The organism is Streptomyces sp. NPDC001515, assembly GCF_053597115.1.
Genome location: NZ_JBSFHN010000031.1, coordinates 1 through 16,291 on the forward strand (window position 1 = coordinate 1; position 16,291 = coordinate 16,291).

Genomic DNA, 16,291 nt, shown 5'->3' on the forward strand with positions numbered 1-16,291 from the left:
TTTCCCTTTCCGGCGAGTCCGACTCTATCAGATCCTTTCGGGCCTGATTCCCAGTCAGCGGGGCTTGTCCTCCGGGCTGTTGGGCCCTTCCGACGTCCAAAACCTTAGCGGATTCTCCCGGCGACTCATAATCGAGCCTCGCAACTGAATTTCGGCATGCCGAAATTGTCCCGTGCGGGAGGTCGTGCTGAAGAGTTGGTTGCCGCGGATGCGGCGGGATCGGCTGTCGGAGAACCGTTACGGCTCGATGACAACTCGAAGAACCTTACGGATCAGGGAGGGTCGTGTCAACCCCTCCCCGGGGAGGGTCTCAGTCCAGGTCGGTGAGGCGGCCGCCGGCGTCCGGCTGGGCGTGTTCCACGCGGCGCAGCAGGCGGATCAGCATCTCGCCGAGGACGCCGCGCTCCTCGCCGGAGAGGTCCTGGAGCAGGTCCTCCTCGAAGTCGGTGGCCATCCGCATGGCCTCCAGCCACTTGGTGCGGCCCTCGTCGGTCAGCTCGACGATCACACGCACGCGGTTGGTCTCGTCGCGGTCGCGGGTCACCAGCCCCTCGCCCGCCATGCGGTCGATGCGGTGGGTCATCGCGGCCGGAGTGAGTCCGAGCCGCTTGGCCAGCTCGCCCGGTCCCAGGCGGTACGGGGCGCCGGACAGGACCAGCGTCTTGAGGACCTCCCATTCGGCGTTGCTGATGCCGAGGGCGGCGACCTGTCGTCCGTACGCGACGTTCATCCGGCGGTTGAGCCGGCCGAGCGCCGAGACGACCTGCTCGACCTGCGGGTCGAGGTCGCGGAACTCGCGCTGGTAGGCGGCGATCTGCTCGTCGAGGCTCGGCTCCTGCGGGCCGGGCTCGGTGGTGTCGGACATGGCGCGCAGTATGGCACGCCACCCACAGGCATCGAAGTCCTTCACCTTGAATTGTTGAGCTTCTAACTTTAGTGCTAAAGTCTTCGGGTTCGAGTCTTTCGATGACGTGGTTCGAGACCTTGAGGAAGGTGAGTGTGACCAGGGAAATGGGCGCGGCGCTGCGGCGGATCCAGCTGGGCAGCGCGCTGAGCGCGTTCGGGCTGGGGTTCACCGTTCCGTATCTGTACGTCTACGTGGCGCAGGTGCGGGATCTGGGAGCCGGTACGGCGGGAGTCGTGCTGGCCGTCTTCGCGATGGCGGCGCTGGCGGTGCTTCCGTTCACCGGCCGGGTCATCGACCGGCGCGGGCCGCTTCCCGTGCTCGTCGGCGCCTCCGGCATCGCCGCCGTGGGTGCCGTCGCGCTCGGTCTCTCCGCCCAGGTCACCACCGCCGTGCTCGCCGCCGCCGTGCTGGGCGCGGGCACCGCCGTCATGCAGCCTGCGCTCGCCACCATGCTCGTGCGCTGCACCGGCACCGCGACCCGGACCCGGGCCTTCGCCATGCAGTTCTTCCTGCAGAACCTGGGGCTCGGGATCGGCGGTCTGGTCGGCGGGCAGATCGTGGACACCGCCCGTCCGGCCTCCTTCACGCTGCTGTTCCTCGTCGAGGCCGTCATGTTTGTCGTGCTCGGCGTCATCGCGGCGACCGTGCGCATGCCCCGTAGCCCTGCCGTCGTCACCGGCACGGCGGCCACCGAGGGCGCGGCGCCTCGCGGCGGCATGCGGCAGTTGCTGTCGCACCGGGCGATGGTGCGGCTGTGCGTCCTGGGGTTCGTGCTGTTCTTCGCCTGTTACGGCCAGTTCGAGTCCGGGCTCGCGGCCTACGGCACCGAGGCCGCCGGGATCCAGCCCTCGACGCTGGGCATCGCGCTGGCGGCCAACACGGCCGTCATCGTCGTCGCCCAGTTCGTGGTGCTGCGTCTGGTGGAGCGGCGCAAGCGCACGCGGGTGATCGCCTCGGTCGGCCTGATCTGGGCCTTCGCCTGGATCGTGGCGGGGTACGCCGGGCTCGGCCACGGCAGCCAGACCATGGCGACCGCCGCGATGATCTCCACGTACGCGCTGTTCGGACTGGGTGAATCGATGCTGTCGCCGACGGTCGCGCCGCTGGTCGCGGATCTCGCGCCGGAGTCGATGGTCGGTCAGTACAACTCGGCGTTCGCCCTGTGCAAGCAGCTGGCGCTCGCGGTCGGCCCGGCCGTGGGCGGCCCGATGGGCGCCTCGCTGCACGGTCCGTACATCGTCACGTTCGTGCTGTTCTCGCTGGGGATCACCGTGCTCGCGCTGCGGCTCGGCAAGCGGCTCACCCCCGTACAGGACCAGCCCTCGCTCGCGGCCGTGCCGTCGCGGGTCGTGGCCGTGTCGCTGCCGGAGAACGCGCCGGCCGAGATGCCGCCGGTCGCCACCGCGCGCTGACCGGCCCTCCGGGGCGGGCGGCTACCGCGGCAGGTCGAACTCGCACCAGACGGCCTTGCCGCCGCCCGGAGTGCGGCGACTGCCCCAGGAGGTGGCGATCGTCGCGACGATGGAGATGCCCCGGCCCGCCTCGTCGCCCGGTTCCGCGCGGCGGCGGCGCGGCAGGTGGTCGTCCCCGTCGGTGACCTCGATGATCAGCCTGCGGTCGGTGCGGCGCAGGCCCAGGCGCATCGGCGGCGTCCCGTGCTGGAGCGAGTTGGCGACCAGCTCGCCCGCCGCCAGGACGCCGAGGTCGCACAGCTCGACCGGGAAGCGCCATGACGTGAGCACGCCCGTCGCGAAGGCGCGGGCGCGCGGGGCCGCCTCGATGCCGCCGAGCAGATCGAGCGAGGCGTTGTGGAACAGCTCGGCCGCCGGGCCCGTGCGGGCCGGGTGCTGGACGACCAGGACCGCCACGTCGTCGTCGTGCTCCGCCGTCACGTTCAGGGAGCGGATCAGGCGGTCGCACACCACCTGCGGTGCGCCCTTCGCGCCGGCCAGGGCGCGCTCCAGGGCGGCCACCCCCTCGTCGATGTCCTCGCTGCGGCGTTCGACCAGTCCGTCCGTGTAGAGGACGGCGGTGGAGCCGGGCGGCAGGGCGATGGTCCCCGAGGTGTGGATCCAGCCACCGGTGCCGAGCGGGGGGCCGGTCGGGTCCTCGGCGCGGCGGACCGTGCCGTCCTCGTCGCGCACGAGGATCGGCAGATGCCCGGCGGAGGCGTAGACGAGCAGGCCCTCATTGGGGTCGTGGACGGCGTAGGCGCAGGTCGCGATCTGGCTGGCGTCGATCTCGGCGGCGAGGCCGTCGAGCAGCTGGAGCACCTCGTGCGGCGGGAGGTCGAGGCGGGCGTAGGCCCGGACGGCGGTGCGCAGCTGGCCCATCACGGCGGCGGCGCGGACCCCGCGTCCCATGACGTCCCCGATGACGAGTGCGGTGCGGCCCGCCCCGAGGGTGATGACGTCGTACCAGTCGCCGCCGACCGCGGCGTCCGTGCCGCCCGGCTGGTAGGTGGCGGCGATCCGCAGGTCGTCGGGGTGTTCCAGCTCCTGCGGAAGCAGGGAGCGCTGGAGGGTGACGGCCGTTTCGCGGTGGCGGCGCTCACTGGCGCGCAGCCGCTCGGCCGCCTCCGCGTGGTCGGTGACGTCGGCGGCGTAGACGAGGACTCCGCCCTCGTACCCCTTCTCCTCGTCGCCACGGACCGGCGTGCAGGTCACGGTGTACGAACTGCCGCTGCCGGCCTTGCGGGACTTCACCGTCCTCGGGGTGCCGCTGCGCAGCACCTGGTCCATGAGCGGGAGCAGGCTCAGCTCGGTCAGCTCGGGCATGGCCTCGGCGGCGGGGACGCCCGGGGGGCGGGGGCCGAACGCGGCGGTGTAGGCGTCGTTGACGTACGCGATGCGGTGCTCGGGGCCGTGCACGAGGGCGACGAGGGCGGGCAGCCGGCCGAGGATGTCGCGGACGGAGAGGTCCTCGGGGGCGGGTGCGCCGGGCCGGGCCCCGGTGCCGTCGGGGGCGTGGTCGGGACCGCCGGGGGGAGGGCTCGAATCGGTGTCCGCCTGTGCGTACTCACCGCGGGCCGCCGGAACGGGGCTGCGGTCGTCCCGGGCTGCTCTGCGCTGCGTACCGGGTAGGCGGGCGCTCCAACGCGTGAAGTTCACGGAATCTATGGCCTCGTGTGTCGGTCTGGTCCGCTCGGGCGGGCTGCTTCCTCTGCCGGGGCGTCACAAGTATGTGCTGGTGGTCCGTTGCCCCTGGGACGGTCTCCTGGATGGTCACTGTCGGTCGCTGCCGGCCGGGTCACTCTGTGCAGATGTGAGCCCACCTATGGTCACACGTCCAGTGTGTCGGACCCTACTGACAGTCGTCGTCGTCCGGGCGGGGATGCCGTCCCGCGGCGATCTCGAACTCGGCACGGGGATGCTCCAGCGAGCCCAGCGAGACGATCTCCCGTGTGAAGAGTCCGGCGAGGATCCACTCGGCCAGCACCCGGGCCTTGCGGTTGAACGTGGGGACGCGGCTCAGGTGGTACGTGCGGTGCATCAGCCAGGCGGGGTAGCCCTTGATCCGGCGGCCGTAGACGTGGGCGACGCCCTTGTGGAGGCCGAGGGAGGCGACGGATCCCGCGTAGCGGTGGCGGTACTCCTCGGTGGGGCGGCCGTCCAGGGTGGCGACGAGGTTGTCGGCGAGCACCTTGGCCTGGCGGACGGCGTGCTGGGCGTTGGGCGCGGTGCGCGCGTCCGGGGTGCCGGAGGTGAGGTCGGGGACGGCGGCGGCGTCGCCGGCGGACCAGGCGTGCGGGGTGCCCTCGACGGTGAGCCGGGCGGTGCAGCGCAGCCGGCCGCGTTCGTCGAGCGGCAGGCCGGTCTCGGCGAGCAGCGGGGCGGGTTTGACCCCGGCGGTCCACACAAGGGTGCGGGTCGGGAAGCGGGAGCCGTCGCTGAGGACGGCGACACGGTCCTCGCAGGACTCCAGCCGGGTGTCGAGGCGGACGTCGATGTTGCGGCCGCGCAGCTCGCGCACGGCGTACCGTCCCATCGACTCCCCCACCTCGGGAAGGATGCGGCCGGTGGCTTCCACGAGGATCCATTTCAGGTCCTCGGGCTTGATGTTGTGGTAGTACCGCGCGGTGTAGCGGGCCATGTCCTCCAGTTCCGCGAGCGCTTCCACTCCGGCGTAGCCGCCGCCGACGAAGACGAAGGTCAGGGCGGCGTCGCGGATCTCGGGGTCGCGGGTGGCGGAGGCGATGTCCATCTGTTCGATGACGTGGTTGCGCAGTCCGATGGCCTCCTCGATCGTCTTGAAGCCGATGCCGTGGTCGGCCAGGCCGGGGACGGGGAGGGTGCGCGAGACGGAGCCGGGGGCCAGGACGAGTTCGTCGTACGCGATCTCCACGGCGCCGGTCCCGTCCTCGCCGGTGGCGAGGGTGGTGACGGTCGCGGTGCGTTTGACGTGGTCGATGCGCCGGGCCTCGCCGACGACGAGCGTGCAGTGCGGCAGGACCCGGCGCAGCGGGACGACCACGTGGCGCGGCGAGAGGGAGCCCGCGGCCGCTTCGGGGAGGAACGGTTGATAGGTCATGTACGCGTCGGGGGTGACGACGACGATCTCCACCGCGCCGCTTCTCAGCCGCGCCTTCAGCTTCCGTTGGAGACGCAGCGCGGTGTACATGCCGACGTAGCCGCCGCCGACGACGAGAATGCGCGCTCCCGGCTGGGGGCCGGGGGCTGTTCCCCCGGATTCTGAGGCCATCACCACCCCATGACGCAACGTGCACAAGAGTTTGTCCACAGGCCCGGCAAATTGTGTGACCGGAGCTCGCGTGCGGACCGCCTCCGCCTTTCCGGCCGGTCGGGCGGAAGTACCGCAGGTCAGGCGTTACGGGGAGGGGTGCGGGCGAACCGGGGGCCGCCGGGCGGGCGGTGGTTGCTCCGATCGGGGGGCGCTCCCGGCGGGCTGCCCTCTTCTGAATTGACCCTGGCTCAACTATGTTCGTATGTCGTCGGGGTGTCGGACGGTGACCATCGATCCACCCTCGACAGACACGGCGGGAGTCTCCGGGGGGAGACGTCATAACCGGGGGAACAGTTATGCATATTCAGGAATCCCATTGGCCGACGGCCGCGCTCTCACCCGAAGGAAACGGGCGAATCGGGGCAGTCGGCACGGCGAGCGGGACCGGGGCCAACGGCACCGCGGCAGTCGCGGGCACCGTGAGCACGCTGGGGGCCGCGCTCGGCGCACAGGCCCCCGCGCACGGCCGCTCGGCACCGCTGCGCGTCGACGCGCAGCGCAATCTGGAGCACGTCCTGCGCGCCGCCCGCGAGGTGTTCGGCGAACTGGGTTACGGCGCACCGATGGAGGACGTGGCGCGCCGCGCCCGCGTCGGTGTCGGCACGGTCTACCGGCGCTTCCCCAGCAAGGACGTGCTGGTGCGCCGGATAGCCGAGGAGGAGACTGCGCGGCTGACGGCCCAGGCGCGCGCCGCGCTCGGCCAGGAGGAAGAGCCGTGGTCGGCGCTGTCGCGCTTCCTGCGGACCTCGGTGGCCTCGGGCGCCGGGCGGCTGCTGCCTCCGCAGATACTGCGCGTCGGGGTGGACGTCGACGAGGCGTCGGTGGCCGGTGAGAGCGCTGCCGCCCAGGGCTCGGAGAGCGGTGACCCGCGTGACGAGCCCCGTGTGCCCCAGCAGCGCCAGGAGGTCGGCCCGTCCGGTCTGCGGGCGGCCGAGCGCCGCCCCGCCCCGGAGGAGGCCGACGACCTCGGCGCCGGCGCCGCCGAACTGCTGGAGGTCGTGGGCCGGCTCGTCGAGCGGGCGCGTACGTCCGGGGAGTTGCGCCGCGATGTGACGGTGGCCGATGTGCTGCTCGTCATCGCCACGGCCGCTCCCTCGCTGCCGGACGCGGCACAGCAGGCGGCCGCCTCGGCCCGGCTGCTCGACATCCTCCTGGAGGGACTGCGCTCGCGACCGGAGTAGCCGGAGGTACGGCGCGCGGAGTGCGGGGTGGCGGGGTGTTCGTGCGCCGTGCCGATGGGGCGTGAGAGCCGCTCGCGTCGGCGAGGCGTGCGGGCCGCTCGCGTTGGTGGCGTGCGAGCCGGTCGCGTTGCTCCGGCGGGTACGGGGCGTTCGCGCCGCGCCGGCGGGATACGGGGGCGTCGCGTCCGGGGGGGGCGATCACCGGGGAGCCGGGGGCGGGGCGTTGAGGCTTCGGTGCTCCGGGGAGCTCGAAGAGGGCGCCTCGGGATGCCCCGGGGTGCTCGAAGGGGGCGTCTCGGGATGCCCCGGGGTGCTCGAAGGGGGCGTCTCGGGATGCCCCGGGGCGTGTCCGGAGAAGGGCGGTCTTCGGCCACCTCGTGCCGTTGCACCCCAACTGCGCCGTCAACAGGTGCCGTTAATCCTGCCCCTGACGAGTGCCTTTGAGAGCTCGCCTGCGGGAAAACTCCCCGGATGAGTGGTTGCCGGGGCTGAAAGGCGGCGGCTCCCGCGCTCTGTGGCACGCTTGCCCGGTATTCGGGGCCGAAAAGCGCATACGGGGGCGTCCGCGATGAGCGGTGACGGGCAGCAGGAAGAGTCGCTCGAAGGTTTCTCCAGCGGTGGCGGCACGGGCACGGACGGTCCGGCCGGCCGCCGGACGACGGAGGGCCGGAACGGGCCGCGTGCCCCGGGTGCCGACGAGGACGCCGGCGGCACGGTGCTGCCCGGACCCTGGCCGCCCGCGCCCGTCGAGACCCTGGCGGACGCGGCGGACACCGCGCGGGCCGGCGCGATCGACGCCGCGGCGGCCGCGGCCGTGCCCATGCAGCGGACCCCCGTGAGCGCATCCGGGAGCACCGCGCCGAGCCCCGTGCCCGGCGACGCGGGGCCTTCGGACGCCCAGTTGATCCAGCGGATGCGGGGCGGCGACGACCTGGCGTACGAGGAGCTGTTCCGGCGGCACTCGGACGCCGTGCGCCGCTACGCGCGTACCTGCTGCCGGGACGGGCACACGGCGGACGACCTGACGGCCGAGGTGTTCGCCAGGACACTCCAGGCGGTACGGGGCGGCAAGGGGCCCGAGGAGGCGGTGCGGGCCTATCTGATGACGGCCGTCCGGCATGTGGCCGCCGCCTGGACGAAGACGGCGAAGCGCGAGCAGTTGGTGGACGATTTCGCGGTGTTCGCGGCGCAGGCCGTCCGCACCTCGGAGGTCTCCGACGCCGACACCCTCGACCTCGGCGCGGACGTGCGGGCGATGCACGAGGCCGAGCAGTCGATGGCGATGCGGGCGTTCCGGAGCCTTCCGGAGCGGTGGCAGGCGGTGCTCTGGCACACCACCGTCGAGGAGGAGTCGCCGAGCGACATCGCCCCGCTGTTCGGGCTGACCGCGAACGCCACGTCGGTGCTGGCCAGCCGAGCCAGGGAAGGGCTCAAGCAGGCGTATCTCCAGGCCCATGTGAGCCAGGCGCTGACCGCCGGGGGCGACTGCGCGCGCTATGCCGACCGGCTCGGCGCCTACGCCCGGGGCGGGCTGCGGATGCGGGCCGAGCGCGGGCTGCGCGGCCATCTGGACGAGTGCGAGAAGTGCCGGCTCGCCGCGGGCGAGCTGGCCCAGGTCAACGCGGGCATCCCCGCGCTGCTCCCGGTCGCGGTCATCGGCTGGTTCGCCGCCGGGTACGCGCTCAAGGCCGCCGGGGTCGTGGCGGGCGGCGCTGTCGGGGCGGCCGGTGCGGGCGCGGCGGCGGCGGCCACCGGCAGTGGCTCCTCGGCGGGTTCGTCCGCCGGCGGGGCCGCCGTGTCCGAGGGGCTCGGCGCCCCGGCGAAGGCCGGGATCGCGGCGACCGTAGCGGTCGCGGCGGCGGCCGGGCTGGTGTGGGCCCTGGTCGGGGACGACCAGCCCCGTCCCGAGCCGAAGCCCGTCGCCAAACCCCCGGCCGTGGCCCCCGCGGTGCCGTCCCCGACCCCGCCGAAGCCCACCCCGACTCCCCCCGTGCCCGCCCCGCCGGCCCCGGTCCCGGACCCGACGCCAACCCCCACCCCGACACCGACACCGACCCCGACGCCGCCTCCGACACCGACGCCGACCCCCACGCATCCGGTGCCGCCTCCGCCTCCCGCGCCGGAGCCGACCCCGACACCGTCGCCCACGCCCCCACCGGCGCCCGAGGTGTACCGGGTCAACGAGCTGGCCTACACCCTGCTCGGCGACCACTCGGCTCCCGAGGTGGTCCTCGGCGAGAGCAGCTGGGTCTGGCAGCGGTCCGGCCTGTCGATCGGCGGCACGCGGTACGCCCACGGGGTGACCGTCAACGGCAGATCCTCGGTGTCCATCCAGCTCAACCGGTCCTGCACGCGGTACGAGGCGATGGTCGGCGTGGACGATCTCACCCCGGGGCTCGGCTCCGTGCGCTTCTCCGTGTTCGGCGGGGACGGGACGCGGCTGTGGCAGTCCCCGGTGGTCAACGGCGACGACCCGGCCGTACCGGTGGACGTCGGCATCGAGGGGCAGGAACGCATCCGGCTCGTCGTCGAACCAGCGGGCCCGTTCGGCGCGGTCACGCTCGCCGACTGGGCCGACTCCCGCATCACCTGCGTCTGACGGGGCGGGGCGGGGCGGAACAGCATGCGCCGGTACGGGGCAGTGGTGGGGCGGCCCCGGGCGGGCAGGGCGAGTTACGGAAGGTCCCGGGCGGGCAGGGCGAGTTACGGGAGGTCCGCCGTGATGCCCTTCAGCAGGTCGATGGCGTCGTCCAGGGTCAGGGCCCGCCCGGCGGCGTGCTCCTCCTCGTATCGTGACGGCCCGAGTTCCGTCCGGGCCCGGCGGGCCACGGCGTCCACCTCGGCCTGTTCGCCCTCGGCCCGCAGGACGGGCAGCCGCCAGACGTCCGCGGCGCCCAGAAGGCGTACGGCGGCGTCGGTCCGGCCCACCAGCGGCAGCGCGGTGGCCAGCCCGTCCGCCAGATAGCCGGTGACCATCTCGGGGCACTGCGCGTCCCTGGCCACGACCAGCGCCTCCAGCAGGGCGCGCACGGCCACCGCCGGACCGCCCTCGGGCTCCGGTTCGTGGAGGGCGATCCGGGCCGACACCCCTTCCTGCATGACGACGAAGTGGGAGGCGGGGCCGCCGCGCACGTTCGCCTCGCGGGCGAGGGCGAGGAACCGGCGGGCGGCGGCCGGGTCGCCGCGATGGAGCGCCATGACGGCCCGCAGGTAGTGCACGTACGAGGTGGCGTCGCGGGTGTGGTGCCGGTCCGCCTCGGTCTCCGAACGGTCGAGGTCCCGTTCGGCGGCGGCCGTATCGCCGGTGCGGTAGGACAGTTCGGCCAGCCGGGCCAGCAGGAAGGGGGCCTCGGCGTGGGCGCCGACCTCGCGGGCGAACAGCAGCGCCTCCGCGTAGGCCGTGCGGGCCTCCTCGTAGCGGGCGCGCATCATGTGGGCCTCGGCGGCGGCGCTCGCGACCTGGGCGCGCATCCAGCGGTCTCCGAGTCTGCGGCTCAGCCGCCGCAGTTCGGCGAGGTCCTCGTCGATGCCGGGCATGCCGCCGGGGGTGTCGACGACCATGTGCGTGCGGAACATCAGCGTGATCCCGTACTCCCACTCCCCGCCGTGGGCACGGGCGTTGTCGACGGCCCGGTCGATCTGCCGCCGGACGTCCGCCGTGGTCCAGGTGAGGAACGAGGTCATCGGCCAGAGCAGTCCGGGGAAGCGGGCGCCCTGCTCGGCGGAGCCGGCGAACGCCTGCGCGACGCGGCCCATGAGTGCCTGGAGCCCGGGATCGTCCGGGTCTTCGTCGGCCGCCCGGGAGTCCATCCCCAGGAAGAACCACACCATGTGCACGTTCATCCGGGGCCAGTAGCGGGGGTCCGCGGCGTCCTCGGGGTCCGTGCCGAGGGCGAGGGTCCGCTCGGTCCAGGTCAGGCCCTCCACGCGGTAGTTGCGCAGCCACCAGAACCAGGCCATGCCCATGACCAGCCGGATCGCGTCCGGTTCGCCGGCCGGTCCGGCGGCGACGGCCCGCTGGAGCGCCGCCCGGATGTTGTCCAAGTCCGTCTCCAGTCTTCGGATCCACCGCAGTTGGTCGCCGGAGCGCAGCCGGGGCTCGGCCTCCTCGACGAGAGCCGTGAAGTACGCCCTGTGGGCGTACTCGGCGGCGGTCCGTGTCTCCGGAGTCTCGGCGCAGCGCTCGGTGGCGTACTCGTGGATGGTCTCCAGGAGGCGGTAGCGCATCGTGCCGTCCGCCGCCGGGGCGGCGACGACCAGGGACTTGTCGACCAGGGCGCCTATCAGGTCCGCGGTGTCGGCGCGGGGCCCGCCGGGGCCTGCCGGTCCGACGACGGCCTCGGCGGCGGCCAGGTCCCAGCCGCCCGCGAAGACGGAGACCCGGCGCAGGGCCGTGCGCTCGTCCTCGTCCAGGAGGTCCCAGGACCAGTCCACGACGGCTCGCAGGGTCTGCTGGCGGGGCAGGACGGTGCGGCTGCCGCCGGTCAGCAGCCGAAAGCGGTCGTCGAGCCGGTCGGCGATCTGGCGGGGGCCCAGCAGCCGCAGCCGGGCGGCGGCCAGTTCGATCGCGAGCGGCAGCCCGTCCAGGCGGCGGCAGATCTCCGCGACGGACGCGAGGTCGTGCGCCGGGTCGTGCACGGGGTCGAAATCGGGGCGCACCGCCCGCGCGCGTTCCGTGAAAAGCCGCAGGGCGGGGTCGGCGGGGAGCGGGTCCACGGGCCGGACGGACTCGCCGGGGACGCCGAGCGGTTCGCGGCTGGTGGCGAGGACGCGCAGTCGCGGGCAGCGGGTCAGCAGGGTCTCGGCCAGCGCGGCGGCCGCGTCGATGACGTGTTCGCAGTTGTCGAGGATGAGGAGGACCGGCCGGGGATCGCCGCCGTGCGCGAGGCGGTCGACGAGCAGATCGACCGGGTCCGTCCGCAGCAGCGGCCCCTCGTGGCCGCCGTCGCGCAGCAGAGACGTCTCGCGCAGCCCGAGGGCGGAGAGCACGGCGCCGGGGACGGCGTCGGGGTCCTCCACCGGGGCCAGTTCGGCGATCCAGACGTCCCGGGGCCCCGCCCCGGCACGGTGTGCGTGGGCGGCGGACTCCTCGGCGAGCCGCGTCTTCCCGGAACCGCCGGGTCCGGTCAGCGTGACCAGCCGGGACCGGGCCAGATCCTCGCGGATCGCCGCCAGTTCCGGTTCACGCCCCACGAACGAGGTGAGCCGGGGCCGGAGATTGCCACGCACCGGTTCCGGTTCCGGTTCCGGAACCGCTTCCCTTTCCCCTTCCCGTTCCCGCCGCCGCTTCCGCTCAGGGGCGTGCGCGGGCGCGGTCGGGGGCGCGAGCAGTTCCTGATGCAGCGCGGTCAGTTCGGGTCCGGGGTCGGTGCCGAGGCCGTCCGCGAGCGTGCGACGCGTCTCCTCGTACGCGGCGAGCGCGTCGGCCGGCCGCCCGTCGGCACGCAGCGCCCGGATGAGCTGCGCCCGGAAGCGCTCGTCGTAAGGGTGCGCGGCAGTGAGACCGGCCAACTCGGCGACGAGGGCGGCGGGGGTGGGGACAGGGTCGGGTGCGGGCGCGGCCACCGGAGCGGCGGCCCGCACGGGCCCGGCCGCGGGCGCCGCCCGCCCGGCGGGACCGCCGTCGGCCGGGGAGCGTCGCGGACCCTCCGGGCCCTCCGCTCCCGCGCAGCGCAGGTCGGCCTCGATACGGCGTTCCAGCGCGGCCAGGCGGTGGGCCTCCGGGCGGAGAGCGTGTCCCCGGCCCCCCTCGGGAAGGTCGGCCAGGGCGGGGCCGCGCCAGAGGCCGAGGGCGGTGCGCAGGGTGCGGGCGGCGGTCTCGGGGGTGCCGGAGTCCAGCTCGGCCGCGCCCCGCCGGGCCAGCTTCTCGAAGACGTACAGGTCGACGTCGTCCGGACCGGCGGCCAGCCGGTATCCGCCCGGGGAACGCGTCAGGGCCTCCCGCCCCAGCGCCCGGCGCAGCCGGCCCACGAGCGCCTGGAGCGCGGCGGGGGCGTCGGCCGGGGGCTCGTCCGCCCATACATCGTCCACCAGCTCGGTGACCGGCACGGCGCGGCCCGGCCGCAGGGCGAGCGCGGCCAGCAGGGCGCGCAGGCGCGGGCCGCCGAGCGGCAGCACGCCACCGCTCTCGTCTCGCGCCTCCGTGACGCCCAGGATCAGATACCGCACTCCGCCATTGTGTCCCGCCCCTCGGACACCGGTACGGATACGGCCTCGGAGGGCCCGGCATCCGTACGAAGGGCCGTGATCCCCGCGTACGGGACCCGCGCCGCGCACCCCTGCGGCGACGACCGCCTCCAGGCCGTGGCCCTCCGCGTACGGGACCCGCGAGGCGCACGTACGCCCGCACGTGCCTCCGTAGGCGCGCGCACCGGACGCTGTACGCGGCGGCTGACTGGCGTTACGACTCCGTGCCTCCGTACGCGCGCACCGGACGTACGCCCCCGGGAAGCGACCCCGCGCCCCGGTCTCAGCGTTGGAGGGACCGGCGGGCCGGGGCGACGCCGCCGGCGACGGCGCGCTGGCGGGGGGCCGCCGTGCCGGTCCAGCAGGTGCCGCGCCGTGAGACCAGGCGGCGGAGCCACAGTTCGGTGGAGGCGAGGTCGGCGAGGCCGTCCAGGGGAAGGGGTTCGCCCTCGGAGGCCGCGCGCAGCGCCTTGCGGACGACGCGGGCCTCGACCAGTCCGGCGTCCGCGAGGAGCGGGGCGTCGAAGAGGGCGATCAGTTCGGGCAGGGCGGCGCGCAGGCCGGTGCGGTTGACGGCCGTTGAGGTGGCGTGGGAGGGGGCGCCCCAGCCGGGGGGCAGGTCGTGGATGCCCGTACCGGCCAGGACCCGGCGCAGGATCGCGGCGCGGGCGCCGGGCTGGACCCGCAGGGACTCGGGGACCGCGCGGGCGGCGCGGACGACCTGGTTGTCCAGGAAGGGGGCGTGCAGGCGCTGGCTGCGCACCTCCGCCGCCTGTTCCAGGATGCGGTGGTCGGCGGCGTGGCGGGCCAGGGCCGCGCGGGCGCGGGCCTCCCCGGGGCGCTGGACGGAGGCCGGGCGGATCGCCGCCTCCTGGAGGCGGACGGAGACCTCCGCTAGGGCCTCCCCGGTCAGCCAGCGGGCGGCCGGGCCCGGCCGGGACCAGGTGAGCGCGGCGAGGGAGGCGTCGGCGGGGGTGTCGAGGCCGGGGGTCAGGCGGTTGGCCTCGGGCAGCCGTCCGGCGGCCGTCTCCAGGCCGGTGCGGAAGGAGGTGCGGGCCAGCTTGCGGGCGGCCCGGTAGACGGTCAGCGGGACGACCAGCGAGTGCGCGGAGGGGCCTTCGGCCCGGGCGAGGGCGGCGACCGGGCGCACCAGGTGGCGGCGTCTGCGGTCGATCAGGAGATCGGCGAGGCGGGCCGGGTGGGCGTCCAGGACCTGCCGGGCGCCGTCGCCGACGAAGTGGTCGGCGCTGCCCGCCGCGAGTCTGCGGCGGTGGCGCTCGACGAGGACCAGGGAGGGGGCCGGTTCGTCGGTGAGCGGGCCGTTCGCCAGGTCCGCGTAGGGGAGAGCCTCCTCGCCCGCGGCGACCACGACGTGGTGCAGCCTCGGGTTGGCGGCGATGGCGCGGGCCCGTTCGAGTTCGTCCTCGTGGGCGCGGGTGGTCAGATCGTTGAAGGTGACCGCGAGCAGTCGCTCCCCGGCCCCGGTGCCGTGGCCCAGGATCGTGCCGGGCAGTCCGGGGAGGCCGGCGGCGAGCAGGGCGAGCGTCGCCGAGGCGCTGCCGCCGGAGAGGTCGGCGCCGATGCCGGGGACGGGCGCGCCCCGGGCCGCGCGGCGCTCGGCCGGGCCCATGCCGGGGACCGGCCCCGGGTCGGGGGGCAGGGTCTCCGGGGCGTGGCGCGGGGCGAGCAGCCGGGCCCGTACGGCCTCCACCAGGGCGTCGCGCACCCCGTCGACCGCGCTGACCGGGTCGGCCTCGGGTGCGGCGACGGCGAGGGAGGCCACCGCCTCGTAACCGGTGATCTCGCGCGAGCCCTCGCGGAGGATCAGCGCGTGTCCGGGCGGGATGCGCTTGACCCCGGCGTACGGGGTGCCGTCGCGCAGCGCCTCGGGGGTCTCGGGGCAGGCCAGCAGGGCGGCGAGGTGACCGATGTCGAGCTGGGCCTCGATGAGGTCGGCGAGGGGGAGCGCGGCGGTGGCGTACGCCGTGCCGCCGGCCCAGGGGGTGTAGAAGACGGGGCGGGCGCCCGCGAGGTCCCCGACGACGGTGATCCGGCGGCCTATCTGGACGACGGCCGTGTAGCTGCCGGTCCAGGCGGTGAGGTGGCGCAGGGCACCGCCCCGGGCCGAGAGGAGTCCGAGGCGCAGCTGTTCGTCGGTGGCGCCGCAGCAGCCGAGGACGGCGAGCCGGGCCGGCGGCGCGCCCCCGACGGTGTCCACCCGTACGGTGCGGATCTCGTCGGGCCGCCAGTCACCGACCGCCCAGAGGGGATCGGGGTCCCCCCACAGGAGTTGCGAGCCCACGGGGTGCATCGTGCGCGCGTCGTCGTCGGCACCGACCGCACCGGCCGTGCCGAAGCTCGCGGCGATACTGCTCCAACCCACCAACCAACGCATCGCCGCCTCCACAGGCTGTGGACAAAGGGGCGCAGCGAAGCAGTCGCGGGAGAACTCCGGTCACGCGCGGCGCCGTTGCGGACATGCTGCCACGACAACGGCGTGCGGGAGTGGCTGCGGACGGCGCACGTCGTGAGGGCATGCGCCCCTGGCAAGGGCCGGAGCACGGCCGACGGGTCCCCGGCGGGGCGTGCCGCCCGCGCGCGTCGCCCCGGTGATCAACCGCGGCCGGGGTCCGGCCGGTTGTCCGGCCCCGGAGAACCGGCCGGCGGCGGTGGCCCGGCCGGAGCGCCGCCCGTACGCCGTGCGCGACGATGTCCGCGCCTCGCCCGGCCCAACCCTGTCGGACCGACAACATCCGGCCAATCTTGGGAGGGGCGGGAACCGGTCGGGCGGTCAATCACCGTCCCACGTAAGCCTGTTCATCCCGGTTTGATCCCGGGAGGCCCCGGTGGACCGGCATCCGCCCCACGACCGCCGCACCCATTCGACGGCCGGGGCGGACACCGTTCCGCGACCGGTCCCGCTCTTCCGTTCACGCACAGTCCGGGAGGCGAGCCCCACCTCCCGGACCGGTCCGCCGCCTGCGGGGAATGAGGCGGCGGGATTCCCCCAGCCCGCCGCTTCCCGAGCGACGGGCCGACCCACGCAGCACCCATGCAAGCGCTCCCGCCAGGCCCCGGCCAGAGCGCACGGGCGGGCGCACGGCCACACGCCCGGGGCACGCCCGAACCCCTCGCGGGAGCGCTTCCCCGGCGCCGTGACCCCGCCCGCCCGGCGCCGCGCCGCACCGCGCCGGCCCGGGGTCCGCCGCTGGTCACGGCCGGGACGCACGCGCGGAGCCGTACGACGGGGGCGCCGCGACCGCCCCTCCGCCGA

General features: G+C 74.7%; 8 protein-coding genes. 3 read left to right on the forward strand and 5 right to left on the reverse strand.

What is annotated here, in order from left to right; genetic code table 11:
- Nucleotides 1-310: 310 nt before the first annotated feature.
- On the reverse strand, nucleotides 311-865 hold the full coding sequence (locus tag ACWCXC_RS28055) for a MarR family winged helix-turn-helix transcriptional regulator (RefSeq protein ID WP_450685237.1): 555 nt from the start codon (nucleotides 863-865) through the stop codon (nucleotides 311-313).
- 146 nt (nucleotides 866-1,011) lie between these two features.
- Between ACWCXC_RS28055 and ACWCXC_RS28060 the strand changes: the two genes are divergently transcribed.
- A complete protein-coding gene (locus ACWCXC_RS28060) occupies nucleotides 1,012-2,319 on the forward strand; it encodes an MFS transporter (RefSeq protein WP_450890922.1) in 1,308 nt (435 codons plus the stop codon).
- A 21-nt stretch (nucleotides 2,320-2,340) separates the two neighbouring features.
- Here ACWCXC_RS28060 and ACWCXC_RS28065 read toward each other — a convergent pair whose 3' ends face one another.
- Nucleotides 2,341-4,017 (reverse strand): ATP-binding SpoIIE family protein phosphatase, encoded by a 1,677-nt coding sequence (locus ACWCXC_RS28065; protein WP_450890886.1) that lies wholly within the window; start codon nucleotides 4,015-4,017, stop codon nucleotides 2,341-2,343.
- Between the two features lie 193 nt (nucleotides 4,018-4,210).
- Complete coding sequence (locus tag ACWCXC_RS28070) at nucleotides 4,211-5,527, reverse strand: NAD(P)/FAD-dependent oxidoreductase (protein ID WP_450685240.1); 1,317 nt, start codon at nucleotides 5,525-5,527, stop codon at nucleotides 4,211-4,213.
- Between the two features lie 419 nt (nucleotides 5,528-5,946).
- Between ACWCXC_RS28070 and ACWCXC_RS28075 the strand changes: the two genes are divergently transcribed.
- Together ACWCXC_RS28075 and ACWCXC_RS28080 are read left to right on the forward strand one after the other, a co-directional pair.
- Nucleotides 5,947-6,831 (forward strand): TetR/AcrR family transcriptional regulator, encoded by an 885-nt coding sequence (locus ACWCXC_RS28075; protein ID WP_450890887.1) that lies wholly within the window; start codon nucleotides 5,947-5,949, stop codon nucleotides 6,829-6,831.
- A gap of 568 nt (nucleotides 6,832-7,399) precedes the next feature.
- Nucleotides 7,400-9,430: a sigma-70 family RNA polymerase sigma factor gene (locus tag ACWCXC_RS28080; RefSeq protein WP_450890888.1), complete on the forward strand. Its 2,031-nt coding sequence runs from the start codon at nucleotides 7,400-7,402 to the stop codon at nucleotides 9,428-9,430.
- A 104-nt stretch (nucleotides 9,431-9,534) separates the two neighbouring features.
- On the opposite strand, the gene ACWCXC_RS28085 is transcribed toward ACWCXC_RS28080, so the two are convergent.
- Both ACWCXC_RS28085 and ACWCXC_RS28090 read right to left on the reverse strand, forming a co-directional pair.
- Nucleotides 9,535-12,999, reverse strand: coding sequence for an AfsR/SARP family transcriptional regulator (locus ACWCXC_RS28085; protein ID WP_450890889.1), 3,465 nt, complete (start codon nucleotides 12,997-12,999; stop codon nucleotides 9,535-9,537).
- A gap of 301 nt (nucleotides 13,000-13,300) precedes the next feature.
- Nucleotides 13,301-15,412: an asparagine synthase-related protein gene (locus ACWCXC_RS28090; protein ID WP_450890890.1), complete on the reverse strand. Its 2,112-nt coding sequence runs from the start codon at nucleotides 15,410-15,412 to the stop codon at nucleotides 13,301-13,303.
- Nucleotides 15,413-16,291: the final 879 nt, after the last annotated feature.